The organism is Streptomyces sudanensis (genome assembly GCF_023614315.1).
In the GTDB taxonomy this organism is placed as follows: Bacteria; Actinomycetota; Actinomycetes; order Streptomycetales; family Streptomycetaceae; genus Streptomyces; species Streptomyces sudanensis.
On sequence record NZ_CP095474.1, the window covers coordinates 2,874,430 to 2,889,303 of the forward strand.

A 14,874-nucleotide genomic window follows, 5' to 3' on the forward strand; every position below is an offset into this window, starting at 1 on the left:
CGTACAGCGGGGGGCGTGGGTGCCTACGGGCGGCGGAGCGCCTCGGCGGCGGCCGTGGCGGCGGGCCCGGCGGCCAGCTCCGTCTCCAGCAGCTGCTTGCCGAGCAGCTCGGGGTCGGGGAGCTCCATGGGGTACTCGCCGTCGAAGCAGGCGCGGCAGAGGTTCGGCTTGGCGATCGTGGTCGCCTCGACCATGCCGTCGAGCGAGATGTACGCGAGGGAGTCGGCGCCGAGGGACTTGCCGATCTCGTCGACCGTCATGCCGTTGGCGATCAGCTCGGCGCGGGTGGCGAAGTCGATGCCGAAGAAGCACGGCCACTTCACGGGCGGCGAGGAGATCCGGATGTGGATCTCCGCGGCACCGGCCTCGCGGAGCATCCGGACGAGGGCGCGCTGCGTGTTGCCGCGGACGATCGAGTCGTCCACGACCACCAGGCGCTTGCCCTTGATGACTTCCTTGAGGGGGTTCAGCTTGAGGCGGATGCCCAGCTGGCGGATGGTCTGGGACGGCTGGATGAAGGTCCGGCCGACGTACGCGTTCTTGACCAGGCCCGCGCCGAACGGGATGCCGCTCGCCTCCGCGTAGCCGATCGCGGCGGGGGTGCCCGATTCGGGCGTCGCTATGACGAGGTCCGCGTCGGCGGGGGCCTCCGCGGCGAGTTTCCGCCCCATCTCCACCCGGGAGAGGTAGACGTTCCGGCCGGCGATGTCCGTGTCGGGACGGGCGAGGTACACGTACTCGAAGACGCAGCCCTTGGGCTTGGCTTCTGCGAACCGCGACGTCCGCACGCCGTTCTCGTCGATGGCGATGAACTCGCCCGGCTCGACCTCGCGGACGAAGCTGGCGCCGACGATGTCGAGGGCGGCGGTCTCCGAGGCGATGACCCAGCCGCGCTCCAGCCGGCCGAGGACCAGCGGGCGGATGCCCTGCGGGTCGCGGGCGGCGTACAGCGTGTTCTCGTCCATGAAGACGAGGGAGAAGGCGCCCCGGACCTCCGGCAGGATCCTGGCGGCGGCCTGCTCGACGTTCAGCGGCTCGCCGTCCTCACCGGTCTGGCCCGCCAGGAGCGCCGTGATGAGGTCGGTGTCGTTGGTGGCGGCCGTCCGGTCGGCCCGGTCCTTCGCCTTGGGCAGCTTCGCGGCCATCTCGGCGAGCTGCGCCGTGTTGACGAGGTTGCCGTTGTGGCCGAGGGCGATGGAGCCGTTGGCCGTGGCCCGGAACGTCGGCTGGGCGTTCTCCCAGACGGACGCGCCGGTGGTCGAGTAGCGGGCGTGACCGACCGCGATGTGACCCTGGAGGGATTTGAGGGAGGTCTCGTCGAAGACCTGGGAGACGAGCCCCATGTCCCTGAAGACGAGGATCTGGGAGCCGTTGCTGACCGCTATTCCAGCGGATTCCTGACCCCGGTGTTGGAGGGCGTAGAGCCCGAAGTACGTGAGCTTTGCGACCTCTTCACCCGGGGCCCAGACACCGAAGACGCCGCAAGCGTCCTGGGGGCCCTTCTCGCCGGGAAGCAGATCGTGATTGAGTCGACCGTCACCACGTGGCACGCCACCGAGTGTAGGCGAGATCGGCCACTGGGCCGAATGGGGACGGACCTGCCCCGGGGCCCCGGAGCGGGGAGAGCCCCCTGCCCAGGCGGCCTTTCCCCACGTCCGGGCCCCTTTCGCACCGTGCCGGTGTGACGGACCTCGCACCTCTACGGGGTCGTGGCACCGGCTCCGAATCCGGAACCGTCCGGTGCGGTGACCGTCAGTGCGCGCTGTTCGACGCGGTATGTCACCGGGCCGCTGCCCAGCGTCCCGTACAGCTTCCGCTCCAGCTCGTTCTGGGGCTGGGCGCACATGCGGCGGGTCATCGTGATCGAGCCGAACGTGAGCTTGTCGCCGTCGATCTTCACGGGGGCGGTGAAGTGGTTGCAGCCGAGGTTGCCGCGCGCGGTGCCGTCGGCGCCGATGGTGAAGTGCGGCTTGTTCTTGGCTCCGGCGGGCAGGGCGGTGGAGGTCCCCTTCTCCAGGAGGGTGTCGACGGTCCACTTGGTGTTCTTGAGGGGGGCCTCGGGCTGCTCGGAGAAGACGAGGGTGTCGCCGTCGCCGGTGGTGAGGGTGAGGCGGTCGCCGCCGTCGTCGAGGCGGGCTTCGAGCTTGCCGGTGAACGCCTTGTGGAAGGCATCCTCGAAGTCCTGGACGGGCTTCTCGCAGCCCTTCTCGGTCATGGTCACCCGGCCCACGGTGACGGTGTCGCCGTCGACGGAGGTGTCCTCGCTGGAGAAGTGGTTGCACCCGGCGGTGCCCTGGGCCGTGCCGTCCGGCTTGAACTCGACGTAGGCCCCGGGGGCGGGAGAGGTCCTCTTCGCGCCGTCGACGGTGACGGCGTCGAGGGACCAGTGGGTCCCGGCGAGGGGGATGTCGGGCCGGTCGCCGGAGCCCGGCCCGGAACCGGAGCCGGAGCCGCCGGCGCAGCCGGCGAGGGTGGCGGTGGCGGCGAGTACGGGAAGCAGGCACTTGTTGATCCGCATGCCGCTCTGACGGCTCGCGCGGCGAACCGGTTCCGCCCCGCGCCGGCGCGGAGGGGCGGGGCGGGGGCAGGGTGCCGGCTCAGCCCAGGACGGGGAGCCACGGTGCCAGTGCGGCGCGCTCGCCACTGGCGTGGAGGCGCGCCCCCGCCAGCGCCTCCTCCCAGGACGTCCGCCCTGTGGCCAGGCGGGCCCACGTCAGCGGGTCGGTCTCGACGACGTTCGGCGGTGTCCCGCGGGTGTGCCGCGGGCCCTCCACGCACTGCACCACCGCGTACGGCGGCACCCGCAACTCCACCGAGCCGCCCGGTGCCTTCAGCGCCAGCGCGTCCGCCAGCACGCGCGTGCAGGCCGCGAGCGCCTGCCGGTCGTGCGGCACCCCCAGCCCCGTCGCCGCGTTCAGGTCGTCGGTGTGCACGGTCAGTTCCACCGTCCGCGTCACCAGGAAGTCGCCCAGCGGCATCCCCCCGAACCGCGTCGTGATCAGCCGCTCGTCCGGCGCCGCCAGCGCCTCGGCGAACTCCTCCGCCGTGCGCGCGTACAGCTCCGCCAGCCCGCCCGCCTCGTCCGCCCACTCGGCCAGCTCGCGGGTGTCCTCGTCCACCGCGCCCGCGAACCGGCGCGTCGCGGCGGGCCAGTCGAGCAGCACCGTGTCCCGCGCGGCGGGCTCCGGCGCGGCCACGCCCCGCACGACGGACCGCAGCACCATCGCGATGTGCGCGGCCAGTTCGCGTACCGTCCACTCCCCCAGGCGCGTCGGCAGCGCCAGCTGCTCCGGCGTCAGACGCGCGACGCCGTCCCGTACGTGTGCGAACTGCGCCGTCACCGCCGCGCGGGTCTTCGCGGAGTCGTACCGGCGGGCGCGTTTCCTCGGCTCTGGCATGCCTTGAGGCTACCGCCGGGCCCGCCGGGCCGCGGCCGTACCGGCCTTGCGCGGCACGTCCGCACCGCCGGTTCCGCACGCCGCCCTGCCGGTCGGGCCGGGCGCCGCCGGCGGGGGCTCCCGGGCGGGCGGAGCGGGGTGCGAAACGGGCGGAGGGCCGGTCCGCGGGTGTCCCGCGAACCGGCCCTCCGTACGGTGTACGGCCCCGGTCTCAGGCCAGCAGGCCCGGGATGGTCGCCTCGTGCGCCTCGCGCAGCTCCGCCAGCGGGATGCTGAACTCGCCCTGCACGTCGATCGCGTCGCCGTCCACGACGCCGATGCGGGTCGCAGGCAGCCCGCGCGCACCGCACATGTCGGTGAAGCGGAGCTCCTCGCCGCGCGGCACCGCCACGACGGCGCGTCCCGCGGACTCGCTGAACAGGAAGGTGAACGCGTCCAGGCCGTCCGGGACGACCAGCCGCGCGCCCTTCCCGCCGCGCAGGCAGGACTCGGCGACCGCCTGCACCAGACCGCCGTCGGACAGGTCGTGCGCCGCGTCGACCATGCCGTCGCGGGAGGCGGCGATGAGGATCTCGCCGAGCAGCCGCTCGCGCTCCAGGTCGACCTTGGGCGGCAGGCCGCCGAGGTGGTCGTGGACGACCTGGGACCAGGCCGAGCCGCCGAACTCCTCGCGGGTGTCGCCCAGCAGGTAGAGGAGGTGGCCCTCCTCCGCGAAGGCGATCGGCGTGCGCCGCGTCACGTCGTCGATCACGCCGAGGACGGCGACGACCGGCGTCGGGTGGATGGCGACGTCGCCGGTCTGGTTGTACAGCGAGACGTTGCCGCCGGTGACGGGCGTGCCCAGCTCCAGGCAGGCGTCCGCGAGACCGCGGGTGGCCTCGGCGAACTGCCACATGACGTCCGGGTCCTCGGGCGAACCGAAGTTCAGGCAGTCGGAGACCGCCAGCGGCTTCGCGCCGGACGCGGCGACGTTGCGGTACGACTCCGCCAGGGCGAGCTGCGCGCCCGCGTACGGATCGAGCTTGGCGTACCGGCCGTTGCCGTCCGTGGCGATGGCGACGCCGAGGTTGGTCTCCTCGTCGATGCGGACCATGCCGGCGTCCTCGGGCTGGGCGAGGACCGTGTTGCCCTGCACGAACCGGTCGTACTGGTCGGTCACCCACGCCTTGGACGCCTGGTTCGGGGAGGCGACGAGCTTCAGGACCTGCTCGCGCAGCTCCTCGGGGCTCTGCGGCCGGGGCAGCTTGTTCGCGTCGTCGGCCTGGAGGGCGTCCTGCCACTGCGGGCGCTCGTACGGCCGGTGGTACGTCGGGCCCTCGTGGGCGACGGTGCCCGGGGGCACGTCCACGATCCGCTCACCGTGCCAGAAGATCTCCAGGCGGTCGCCGTCGGTCACCTCGCCGATGACGGTGGCGATGACGTCCCACTTCTCGCAGATCTCCATGAAGCGGTCGACGTGCTGCGGCTCGACGATCGCGCACATGCGCTCCTGCGACTCGCTCATGAGGATCTCCTCGGGCGAGAGCGTCGCGTCGCGCAGCGGGACGGTGTCGAGCTCGATGCGCATGCCGCCCGTGCCGGCGGAGGCCAGCTCGGAGGTGGCGCAGGACAGGCCGGCGCCGCCGAGGTCCTGGATGCCGGCGACCAGCTTCTCCTTGAAGACCTCCAGGGTGCACTCGATGAGGAGCTTCTCCTGGAAGGGGTCGCCGACCTGGACCGCGGGCCGCTTGGTGGGCTTGGTGTCGTCGAAGGTCTCGGACGCCAGGACCGAGACGCCGCCGATGCCGTCGCCGCCGGTGCGGGCGCCGTACAGGATGACCTTGTTGCCGGGGCCGGACGCCTTGGCGAGGTGGATGTCCTCGTGCTTCATCACGCCGATGCAGCCGGCGTTGACCAGGGGGTTGCCCTGGTAGCAGGAGTCGAAGACGACCTCGCCGCCGATGTTGGGCAGGCCCAGGCAGTTGCCGTAGCCGCCGATGCCGGCGACGACGCCCGGCAGGACGCGCCGGGTGTCGGGGTGGTCGGCGGCGCCGAACCGCAGCGGGTCGACGACGGCGACCGGGCGGGCGCCCATCGCGAGGATGTCGCGGACGATGCCGCCGATGCCGGTGGCCGCGCCCTGGTAGGGCTCGATGTACGAGGGGTGGTTGTGGGACTCCACCTTGAAGGTGACCGCGTACCCCTGGCCGACGTCGACGACGCCCGCGTTCTCGCCGATGCCGACGAGCATCGCGTCGGAGTCGGGCTTCTTCTCGCTGAACTGCTTCAGGTGGACCTTGCTGCTCTTGTACGAGCAGTGCTCGGACCACATGACCGAGTACATGGCCAGCTCGGCGCCGGTCGGACGGCGGCCGAGGATCTCGCGGATGCGCTCGTACTCGTCCTTCTTCAGGCCCAGCTCGGCCCACGGCTGCTCGACGTCGGGCGTCTCGGTGGCGTGCTTGACGGTGTCGAGGGTCACGCTCGGTCGCTCCTTCGCGCGGGGTGGTACTGGTATCGCGGGCCGGGGCGCTCGGTCGCTCCCTCGGCCGTTCCGGCGTCGAGGCTCATCAGGCGTTGACCAGCTTCTTGAGGATCGAGGTGAAGAAACCGAGCCCGTCCGTGCGGCCCGTTCCGACGAGCGGGTCCACGGCGTGCTCCGGGTGCGGCATGAGGCCGACGACGTTGCCCGCGGCGTTGGTGATGCCCGCGATGTCGCGCAGCGAGCCGTTGGGGTTGCCGTCCAGGTACCGGAACGCGACCCGGCCCTCGGCCTCCAGCTCGTCGAGCGTGCGCTCGTCGGCGACGTACCGGCCGTCCATGTTCTTCAGCGGTACGAAGATCTCCTGGCCCTGCTCGTAGTCGGAGGTCCAGGCGGTGCCGGCGTTCTCCACCCGCAGCCGCTGGTCGCGGCAGACGAAGTGCAGGTGGTCGTTGCGCAGCATGGCGCCGGGCAGCAGGTGCGCCTCGGTCAGGACCTGGAAGCCGTTGCAGATGCCGAGGACCGGCATGCCGGCCCGGGCCTGCTCGACGATCGCCTCCATGACCGGCGAGAACCGGGAGATCGCCCCGGCCCGCAGGTAGTCCCCGTAGGAGAAGCCGCCCGCGAGGACGACCGCGTCCACCTGCTTGAGGTCCTTGTCGCGGTGCCAGAGCGAGACCGGCTCGGCGCCGGCGAGCCGGGCGGCGCGCAGGGCGTCCTGGTCGTCGAGCGTCCCGGGGAAGGTCACGACTCCGATGCGGGACGTCACGCCTCCTCCACCTTGACGACGAAGTCCTCGATGACGGTGTTGGCGAGGAAGGTCTCGGCCATCTCGTGGATGCGGGCGAGGGCGGCCTCGTCGACCGGGCCCTCCACATCCAGTTCGAAGCGCTTCCCCTGACGGACGTCCGTGATCCCTTCGAAACCGAGGCGGGGCAGTGCGCGCTGCACCGCCTGTCCCTGCGGGTCGAGGATCTCCGGCTTGAGCATGACGTCGACTACGACGCGTGCCACTGGCACTCCCGGTGGTGTGTTGCGTGGGCGGTTCCTTCAGCGTACCTGCCGACAAATTCTACGCGAGTAGATTTCCGGAGGATCCCACGAACACACGAAGTGATCGCATGTGACCGCGGTGGAAGAAGCGCCCCGGCGGCGCGGAAGGAGCCCCTCGCACCCCGGCGGCCCGCCGTCGAGAAGCATCCGGAGAAATCCAGGAAAAGAATCGCGTCACATCGATTGCCGTGGACACGCGGGGACAATTACCGGGTCTTCCCAGTGCGGCACTCCGGGCTGTACAAAGGAATACCTCCATGCAAATCAGGTATCGCCGCACGTCATACGTGTGACAGAACACACTCGGAACGGCGGCTTACCGCGGGAAAGGACCGATATCCGTGGCGCAGCGCGTAGTGGTGACGCTCACCGACGACATCGAGGGCGGGGAAGCGGCGGAAACGGTCAGGTTCGGCCTCGACGGTAAGTGGTACGAGATCGACCTCAGCGAAACCAACGCGGAGAAACTGCGCAAGAGCCTCGCGCCGTACGTGGACGCGGGGCGCAAGAGGTCCGGCGCGGAGAAGGCGCGCAAGGCGTTCCGCCACACCGCCGTCGACCCCGACCCGGCGGCCGTGCGCGCCTGGGCGCAGTCCAACAGGATGGAGGTGCCCGCGCGCGGGCGCATCCCGAAGCGGATCTACGAGGCCTTCCACCAGGCCAACTGAGGCCGGGACCGGGCGGGTCCGCCGTGCCGCCCCGCCCGGGGCCGACCGCCGGCCCGCCCGGCCCCGGGCGGGCNGCCGGGCGGGCCGGGCGGGGGCCGGGCACCGAGTTGCGCGGCACCCCCGGTGATCGGCTAGAGTCTGGAGCACGCCGAGGGGCGAGGCGGAAAAGCCGAGTTCCTCACGCAGCGTGCGGGTGTAGTTCAGTAGTAGAACATCCCCCTTCCAGGGGGAAGGCGCAGTGTGCGATTCCTGTCACCCGCTCCACATCACATACCCACCACTTCGGAGGATCGGGTACAGTGGTGTTCGCACCGCCCGGTGAGAGCCGGTCGGGAGCAATGCGGACGTGGCTCAGTTGGTAGAGCATCACCTTGCCAAGGTGAGGGTCGCGAGTTCGAATCTCGTCGTCCGCTCCAGAGCGAAGGCCCCGGTCAATCAGACCGGGGCCTTCGACGTTTGTCCCCGATGTCCGCCGCCTCCATGACATGTGTCATCGCCGACCGGTGACACCGCGTACTGCCCGGCCTCCCGCCGCACGGAGACGCTGGTCCCATGACCAGTGACGACCACCACACGGCCCGCGCCCACCCCGGGTGCGGCCACGCGATCGAGGCCGAGGAGGTGCGGCGCCGGTACGACGGCGGGTTCGAGGCCGTGAGCGGCGTCACCTTCGCCGTCCCGCACGGTGAGGTCTTCGCCCTCCTCGGCACCAACGGGGCGGGCAAGACCTCCACCGTCGAACTGCTCGAGGGGCTCGCTCCCGTCAGCGGCGGCCGCGTCCGCGTCCTCGGCCACGACCCGTACCGGGAACGCGCCGCCGTCCGGCCGCGCATCGGCGTGATGCTCCAGGAGGGCGGCTTCCCCTCCGACCTGACCGTCGCCGAGACCGTCCGCATGTGGGCGGGCTGCACCAGCGGTGCCCGCCCCACCGGCGAGGCCCTCGACGCGGTCGGCCTCGCCGGCCGCGCCCGCGTCCGCGTCAAGCAGCTCTCCGGCGGCGAACGGCGCCGCCTGGACCTGGCGCTCGCCCTGCTCGGGCGGCCCGAGGTGCTGTTCCTCGACGAGCCGACCACCGGACTCGACGCCGAGGGCCGCCGCGACACCTGGGCCCTCGTGCGGGACCTCCGCGACGCCGGCACCACCGTGCTGCTGACCACGCACTACCTGGAGGAGGCCGAGGCCCTCGCCGACCGGCTGTCGATCATGCACGGCGGCCGGATCGTCGCCTCCGGCACCCCCGCCGAGGTCACCGCCTCCCGGCCCGCCCGCATCCGCTTCGAGCTGCCCGCCGGGACGCCCGCCGCGCTGCTGCCGCTGTCCCTGCGGGCCGCCCAGCCGGACGGGCGGCGCGTGGAGATCCGCACGCACGACCTGCAGTCCGCGCTGGCCGAGCTGCTCCGGTGGGCGGACGAGCGGGGTGTGCGGCTCGAAGCGCTCGACGCGCGGTCGGCGTCCCTGGAGGAGGCGTTCCTGGAGATCGCCCGCTCCGGCGCGGCGGCCGAACCGGTGGGGGTGTGAGGTGGCCGCCGCGACCGCTCCGCACCGGCCCGGCTCCCGCCCCGGCACCACCACGGCGGCCGGGCGCCTCGGCGCGCTCGCCCGCGCCGAGGCGGCCCTCCTCGCCCGGAACCGGACCGCCCTCTTCGTCACCCTCCTCATGCCGCTGCTGATGATCGGCGCCCTCCGCGCCGGCCTGGACCGGGCCGGCCTGGAGAAGACCGGGATGACCCTGGTCGAGGCGTCCGTGAGCGGCGGCCTCGGCATGATCCTCGTCATCGTCGTCTACCTGAACCTCGTCCCCGCCTACGTCGGCCGGCGCGAGGAGCTGGTGCTGAAGCGGCTGCGCACCGGGGAGGCGTCCGACGCGGAGATCCTCACCGGGACGGCCCTGCCCTCGGTGGCGCTCGCCGTCGCCCAGTGCGTGATCATGGTGGTGGCCGCGGTGGCGTTCCTCGGCGTGCGGGCGCCGCAGCGGCCCGAACTGCTCGTCGCGGGCGTGCTCGCCGGCGTGGTACTGCTGGGCGCGCTCGCCGCGTTCACCGCCGCGCTGACCGGGACCGTGGAGAGCGCGCAACTGACGACGATGCCGCTGTTCCTGGTGTCGGCGCTCGGCTCCGGGCTGTTCGTCCCGCTGGAGGCGCTGCCGGAGCGGGTCGAGGCGGTGTGCGCGCTGCTGCCGGCGAGCGGCGTCGTGGCGCTCGTACGGGCCGGGTGGCTCGGCGGGGCCGAGGCGGGGGAGCTCGTACGGGCCGGGGCGGCCGCCCTGGTCTGGACCGCGGCGGCGGTGTTCGCCGTACGGTGGCGGTTCCGGTGGGAGCCGCGCCGCTGAGGAGGAGGGGGCACGGGACGCATGGCCGGACTGACCGGTTGGTGGACCCGCAGGAGCAACCCGGAGAAGGTCGAGCTCTACACGCGCTGGACGTACCACGGGCTCGCTGGTGTGAACGTCCTCATCGGCGGGCTGCCCGCGCTGGCCGCCGTGAACGAGGTGGGACCGCTCGGCGGGTGGCTGTTCCTCGCGGTGCTCCTCCACGCCGTGCTCGTCGCCGTGCTGTCGTCGCAGGCGCTCGGCTGGCAACTGGGCCGGCGCGGGCGCCCGAAGCGGCTCGCCGCCGCCGTCGCCGCGCTCACCGCGGGCGGCTGCGCCGCCGTGCTGGTGCTGCGGCGGATGTGGCCGGAGATCGACCTCCAGACCTCGATGTACATCGTGGTCGGGCTGGCCGGCTGGGGCGTCGGGGCACTCGCCCTGTGCACGGTGCGGGTGCGGCACATCCTGGGTCTGGCGGTGGGCACGGTGGCCGGACTCGCGGCTGCGGCGGCGGTCGTGGGGCTGCCGCCCGCCGACACGGTGGCGTACACGTTCTCGGCGGCGTTCGGCGCGGCCCTCTTCGCCTTCACCAGCGGTTTCTCCGGGTGGCTGCTGCGGGCCGTGTGGGAGCTGGACGCCGCCCACCGGCTCCAGGCGCGGCTGGCCATCGCCGAGGAGCGGCTGCGGTTCGCGCGGGACCTCCACGACGTGATGGGGCGCAACCTGTCGGTCATCGCCCTCAAGAGCGAGCTGGCGGTACGGCTGGCCCGGCACGGCGCGGCCGACCGGGCCGTCGGCGAGATGGACGAGGTCCAGCGGATCGCCCGCGAGTCGCAGCGGGAGGTGCGGGAGGTGGTGCGCGGCTACCGCGAGGCCGACCTGCACACCGAACTGGAGGGGGCGCGCGGCGTCCTGGCCGCGGCGGGCATACGCTGCCGCGTCGACGTGCGCGACCCGGACACGGACCTGCCCGCCGCGGCGCAGTCGGCCCTGGCCTGGGTCGTCCGCGAGGCTGCGACGAACGTCCTGCGCCACAGCGACGCCCGCCACTGCCGGGTGACGGTCTCCGCGCCGCCGGACGGCGGGCAGGCGGTGCTGGTCGTCGAGAACGACGGCGTGGGCGCGGGGCCGCCGCGCGGCGGGGCACCGGGCGGCGTGGAGGCCCCCGGCGCGGTCCCCGGCTCCGGGCTGGCCGGGCTCCGCGAACGGCTCGCGGTGCTGGGCGGGGTGCTGGAGGCCGGACCCGCGGACGGCGGCGGGCGGTTCCGCGTCACCGCGCGGGTGCCCCTCGAAGAGGGGGACCGCGGCCCCGCCGCGGGCGAACCGGCCGGGAGGGCGCAGTCGTGACCGTACGGGTCCTGCTCGCCGACGACGAGCACCTCATCCGGGGCGCGCTCGCCGTGCTCCTCGGGCTGGAGGACGACCTGGAGGTCGTCGCCGAGGCCGCGACCGGGCCGGAGGCGATCGCCATGGCCCGCGCCCACCGCCCCGACGTGGCCGTGCTCGACCTCCAGATGCCCGGTGCCGACGGTGTGAAGGTCGCCACAGCCCTGCGGTCCGAGGTGCCCGGCTGCCGCACCCTGATCCTGACCGGCCACGGCCGCCCCGGGCACCTCAGGCGGGCCCTCGCCGCGGGGGTGCGCGGCTTCGTGCCGAAGACCGTCAGCGCCCAGCGGATCGCCGAGATCATCCGCACCGTCCACGCCGGAAACCGGTACGTGGACCCGGAGTTGGCGGCCGACGCCATCTCCGCGGGCGACTCCCCGCTGACCGCCCGCGAGGCCGAGGTGCTGGAACTCGCCGCCGACGGCGCCCCCGTCGCGGAGATCGCCCGGCGCGTCTCCCTGTCCCCCGGGACGGTCCGCAACTACCTCTCCTCCGCCGTCCTGAAGCTCGGTGCGGAGAACCGTCACACCGCGGTGCGTCTCGCACGCGAGCGAGGTTGGGTATAGTGGTCCTCGCGCTACGGCGCAGGCGGACGTGGCTCAGTTGGTAGAGCATCACCTTGCCAAGGTGAGGGTCGCGAGTTCGAATCTCGTCGTCCGCTCCAGAGCGAAGGCCCCGGTCGATACGACCGGGGCCTTCGGCGTTCCCGGATGCGGCAGCGCCGAGGCCGGCGGCGGGAGCGCCCCGGGGCCCGGCGTGCCCGGGGCGCTCCTACCCGCCGTCCGGCCTACCCCCAGGCGGTGCCGGTCAGCAGCTCGTACGCCTCGACGTACTTCGCGCGCGTGGCGTCGACGACCTCCTGCGGAAGCGGCGGGGGCGGCTGCTCGCCGCGGCGGTCCCAGCCGGACGCCGGGGAGGACAGCCAGTCCCGCACGTACTGCTTGTCGTACGACGGCTGCGCGCGGCCCGGCTGCCACTGGGCGGCCGGCCAGAACCGCGAGGAGTCCGGGGTCAGCACCTCGTCCGCGAGGACCAGGCCACCGTCCTCGCCGTGGCCGAACTCGAACTTCGTGTCCGCCAGGATGATCCCCCGGTCCCGCGCCACGTCCCGGGCGCGGCTGTAGACGGCGAGCGTCGACTGGCGCAGCTGCGCGGCGGTCTCCGCACCGACCTGCCGGGCGACCTCCTCGTACGAGACGTTCTCGTCGTGCTCGCCGACGGCGGCCTTCGTCGCGGGCGTGAAGATCGGAGCGGGGAGTTCCGAGCCGTCGGCGAGGCCCTCGGGGAGGGCGAGGCCGCAGACCGTGCGCGACTCCTCGTACTCGGCCAGGCCGGAGCCGGTGAGGTAGCCGCGGGCCACGCACTCGACCGGGATCATCCGCAGGGAGCGGCAGACCAGCGTGCGGCCCGCCCAGTCGTCGGGAGCGCCCTCGGGGACCTCCGAGGAGATCACGTGGTGCGGGATGAGGTCGGCGAGCTGGTCGAACCACCACAGGGAGAGCTGGGTGAGGACGCGGCCCTTGTCCGGGATCTCCGTGGGCAGCACCCAGTCGAAGGCGGAGATGCGGTCGCTGGCGACCATCACGAGGTCGCCCGCCTCGTTGCGGTACAGCTCGCGCACCTTCCCGGTGTGCAAGTGCACCAGGCCCGGCACCTGAACGGGCTCGGGCTTCTCTACGAATCCGGACACGGTTCCTCCCCGTGGTTCTGTCCCATCGGCCTCGATTCTCCCGTACGCGGGGAGGTGCGCCGCTGGCAGGGGGTGCGGGGCCGTTCTAGTCGCGTTTGCAGATGCGGTCCAGGAGGTTCGCCGTGGCGCGCTGGACCCTGGTGTCGACATGACCCGGCCGGTCCAGGGCCGGGGCCCAGGCGAAGGTCCCGGACGCGAAGACCAGCGCCCCGGAGGGGGCCCGGTACAGGGACGTCTCCTGGTGGCGCACGGCCCCGCCCGCGTCCCGGTACGGGGAGTGCGCGAGGAGGATGCGGTGCCGGTGCGCCGGCAGCGCCGTGCGCGGGAAGTACCGGTCCGCCTCGCCCGCGACCAGCCCCGGCAGCTCGTCGCCCTCGCCGGCGCCCGTCGCCTCCCAGAGCCAGTGCCCGGCGTTCCGCACCACGAGGGGGCACGGCTCCGGGACGCGGCCCGCGTACTGGATGCCGAGCAGCTGCTGCTCCGGCCGGTCCACCTCCCGCCACAGCGCCGGACGTCCGGGACCCCGGCGCTTCCGGCACGTCAGGAGGCGGTCGGGGACGCCGGACGGGGACGCGGCCGACTCGACCCGCCAGTACATGGTGTTGGCGGAGAGGAAGACCAGGGAGGTGCCGGCGTCCCGGGCCCCCTCGACGGCGCGGCGCAGCGGCGCCGACCAGTACTCGTCGTGGCCGGGGAAGACCGCTCCCCGGTAGCGGGAGGGGTCGACGCGGCCGGAGTGGACGTCGGTGGCGTTGGCGTAGGCGAGGTCGTAGCCGTAGCGCTCGGCCCAGCGGATGACGTCGTACGCGTGGCCGATGTGCAGGGGCAGGCCCTGGCCGGCGTACGGGCGGTCGAAGGAGACCGTGACCGCGGCGTGCGACTCGCCCAGGAGGCGGCCGTCCCCGTCCCACGCGTGGTACAGGCTGGCGCCCGTGCGGCCGTCCTCCGGGTAGAGGTTGTACGCCTGCCAGGTCAGGTCGGGCAGGACCAGCAGCAGGTCGGCGGGGTGGTCGTCGCGGACGGTGAAGGGGATGTGGGAGCGGTAGCCGTCGGCGGTGGTGAGGACGGCGACGTACGCCCCGGTCGACCAGTACGACGGGACCTGCAGCCGCCAGGAGAGCCACCAGTGGTGGCAGGAGACCGTGCGGTCGGCGGTGAGCGGGGCCGGCTGGACGATGCCGGAGAGGCGGGGGCTGGTGGTGATCTTGGCGGCGCCGTCCCCGCCGTAGTGGCCGATGCGGTAGACGTCGGCCGAGAACTGCTGCGGCGGGTTCACCGTGATGCGGAAGTCGATCGCCTCTCCGGGGGAGACGGCGCCGGTCGAGGCGAAGCCCTTGATCTGGAGGCGGACGTCGTCGGCCGCGCGGGGGCCGTTGCCCCGGCCGCCGGACCGGCCGCCGCCCGGCGCCGGGCCGGGGCGGGTGGGCTCCGCGTACCAGGGGGTGACCCGGCCCTCCTCGTCCACGTACTGCTCGGTCCCGCGCAGCCAGGGCAGCGGGCCCTGGCCGAACGGGTCGTCCGCGGCGTGGGCCGCGGCCCCCGGCTCCCATCGCCGAACCTGCTCCGCCCCCATGCTGCGCCCCTCCCTCGACTCCCCCGGCGTCCGCTGGTCCCGGTGTTCGTCGATCCCGGCGCCCACTGGTCCCGGTGTGGTCGACACCGGCTCACAGCACATCACATTACGCACGTGGCCCGTCACCCGTCGTCGCGAATTGGCGTGAACGGAAGGGGGGACTCGACCACGGTCCGCCCCGCGCAGCCTGGACGGCAGGGGGGCGGGGAGCCCCGTCCCGCGGTGGGGAGCGCCCCGGGGCCGGGGCGCTCCCCACCGCGGGACNNNANNTNTACGCNANCNNNNGCNGNNCTCNCNGCCCCGGCGGTGGCGGGGGGCGCGGGCCCGGCGGGGACGG

General features: G+C 73.3%; 13 protein-coding genes and 3 tRNA genes. 8 read left to right on the top strand and 8 right to left on the bottom strand.

The features are described from left to right. Nucleotides 1-23 precede the first annotated feature (23 nt). From purF to purS, 6 genes are all read right to left on the bottom strand, one after another. On the bottom strand, nucleotides 24-1,550 hold the full coding sequence (purF, locus tag MW084_RS13355) for an amidophosphoribosyltransferase (protein WP_255114946.1): 1,527 nt from the start codon (nucleotides 1,548-1,550) through the stop codon (nucleotides 24-26). Between the two features lie 149 nt (nucleotides 1,551-1,699). Further along, complete coding sequence (locus MW084_RS13360) at nucleotides 1,700-2,518, bottom strand: META domain-containing protein (protein WP_010474219.1); 819 nt, start codon at nucleotides 2,516-2,518, stop codon at nucleotides 1,700-1,702. A 79-nt stretch (nucleotides 2,519-2,597) separates the two neighbouring features. Beyond that, a complete protein-coding gene (locus MW084_RS13365; protein WP_029553775.1) occupies nucleotides 2,598-3,398 on the bottom strand; it encodes a maleylpyruvate isomerase family mycothiol-dependent enzyme in 801 nt (266 codons plus the stop codon). Nucleotides 3,399-3,609: 211 nt separating this feature from the next. Next, the gene (purL, locus tag MW084_RS13370) at nucleotides 3,610-5,859 is read right to left on the bottom strand and encodes a phosphoribosylformylglycinamidine synthase subunit PurL (protein WP_010474221.1); all 2,250 of its coding nucleotides are present in this window, start codon (nucleotides 5,857-5,859) and stop codon (nucleotides 3,610-3,612) included. An 88-nt stretch (nucleotides 5,860-5,947) separates the two neighbouring features. Next, a complete protein-coding gene (gene purQ / locus MW084_RS13375) occupies nucleotides 5,948-6,628 on the bottom strand; it encodes a phosphoribosylformylglycinamidine synthase subunit PurQ (protein ID WP_010474222.1) in 681 nt (226 codons plus the stop codon). Next, on the bottom strand, nucleotides 6,625-6,873 hold the full coding sequence (purS, locus tag MW084_RS13380; RefSeq protein ID WP_010474223.1) for a phosphoribosylformylglycinamidine synthase subunit PurS: 249 nt from the start codon (nucleotides 6,871-6,873) through the stop codon (nucleotides 6,625-6,627). Before purS ends, purQ begins: the two co-directional genes overlap by 4 nt. 380 nt (nucleotides 6,874-7,253) lie before the next feature. Here purS and MW084_RS13385 point away from each other — a divergent pair, with 380 nt between their 5' ends. The 8 genes from MW084_RS13385 to MW084_RS13420 all read left to right on the top strand — a co-directional run bounded on the left by MW084_RS13385 (nucleotide 7,254) and on the right by MW084_RS13420 (nucleotide 11,938). Continuing rightward, nucleotides 7,254-7,580 (top strand): histone-like nucleoid-structuring protein Lsr2, encoded by a 327-nt coding sequence (locus tag MW084_RS13385; RefSeq protein WP_010474224.1) that lies wholly within the window; start codon nucleotides 7,254-7,256, stop codon nucleotides 7,578-7,580. Nucleotides 7,581-7,769: 189 nt separating this feature from the next. After that, nucleotides 7,770-7,844 (top strand) — tRNA-Gly (locus MW084_RS13390). A 76-nt stretch (nucleotides 7,845-7,920) separates the two neighbouring features. Then, nucleotides 7,921-7,996 (top strand) — tRNA-Gly (locus MW084_RS13395). A 136-nt stretch (nucleotides 7,997-8,132) separates the two neighbouring features. Continuing rightward, entirely contained in the window at nucleotides 8,133-9,098 is a 966-nt protein-coding gene (locus MW084_RS13400) for an ABC transporter ATP-binding protein (RefSeq protein ID WP_010474226.1), read from the top strand. 1 nt (nucleotide 9,099) lies between these two features. Continuing rightward, nucleotides 9,100-9,909, top strand: coding sequence for an ABC transporter permease (locus MW084_RS13405; RefSeq protein WP_010474227.1), 810 nt, complete (start codon nucleotides 9,100-9,102; stop codon nucleotides 9,907-9,909). A gap of 21 nt (nucleotides 9,910-9,930) precedes the next feature. Next, nucleotides 9,931-11,235, top strand: coding sequence for a sensor histidine kinase (locus tag MW084_RS13410; protein ID WP_010474228.1), 1,305 nt, complete (start codon nucleotides 9,931-9,933; stop codon nucleotides 11,233-11,235). Continuing rightward, on the top strand, nucleotides 11,232-11,840 hold the full coding sequence (locus tag MW084_RS13415) for a response regulator transcription factor (RefSeq protein ID WP_010474229.1): 609 nt from the start codon (nucleotides 11,232-11,234) through the stop codon (nucleotides 11,838-11,840). Before MW084_RS13410 ends, MW084_RS13415 begins: the two co-directional genes overlap by 4 nt. Before the next feature lie 22 nt (nucleotides 11,841-11,862). Next, nucleotides 11,863-11,938: transfer RNA gene (locus MW084_RS13420), tRNA-Gly, on the top strand. A 123-nt stretch (nucleotides 11,939-12,061) separates the two neighbouring features. On the opposite strand, the gene MW084_RS13425 is transcribed toward MW084_RS13420, so the two are convergent. Both MW084_RS13425 and MW084_RS13430 read right to left on the bottom strand, forming a co-directional pair. Next, the gene (locus tag MW084_RS13425; protein ID WP_010474230.1) at nucleotides 12,062-12,964 is read right to left on the bottom strand and encodes a phosphoribosylaminoimidazolesuccinocarboxamide synthase; all 903 of its coding nucleotides are present in this window, start codon (nucleotides 12,962-12,964) and stop codon (nucleotides 12,062-12,064) included. 85 nt (nucleotides 12,965-13,049) lie between these two features. Continuing rightward, nucleotides 13,050-14,537 (bottom strand): N,N-dimethylformamidase beta subunit family domain-containing protein, encoded by a 1,488-nt coding sequence (locus MW084_RS13430; RefSeq protein WP_010474231.1) that lies wholly within the window; start codon nucleotides 14,535-14,537, stop codon nucleotides 13,050-13,052. Nucleotides 14,538-14,874: the final 337 nt, after the last annotated feature.

Excerpts from the sequence above, each read along its gene's own strand:
- MW084_RS13360 (WP_010474219.1), bottom strand. The coding sequence starts at position 2,518 with ATGCGGATCAACAAGTGCCTGCTTCCCGTACTCGCCGCCACCGCCACC.
- MW084_RS13365 (WP_029553775.1), bottom strand. The coding sequence starts at position 3,398 with ATGCCAGAGCCGAGGAAACGCGCCCGCCGGTACGACTCCGCGAAGACC.
- MW084_RS13400 (WP_010474226.1), top strand. The coding sequence starts at position 8,133 with ATGACCAGTGACGACCACCACACGGCCCGCGCCCACCCCGGGTGCGGC.
- MW084_RS13410 (WP_010474228.1), top strand. The coding sequence starts at position 9,931 with ATGGCCGGACTGACCGGTTGGTGGACCCGCAGGAGCAACCCGGAGAAG.
- MW084_RS13430 (WP_010474231.1), bottom strand. The coding sequence starts at position 14,537 with ATGGGGGCGGAGCAGGTTCGGCGATGGGAGCCGGGGGCCGCGGCCCAC.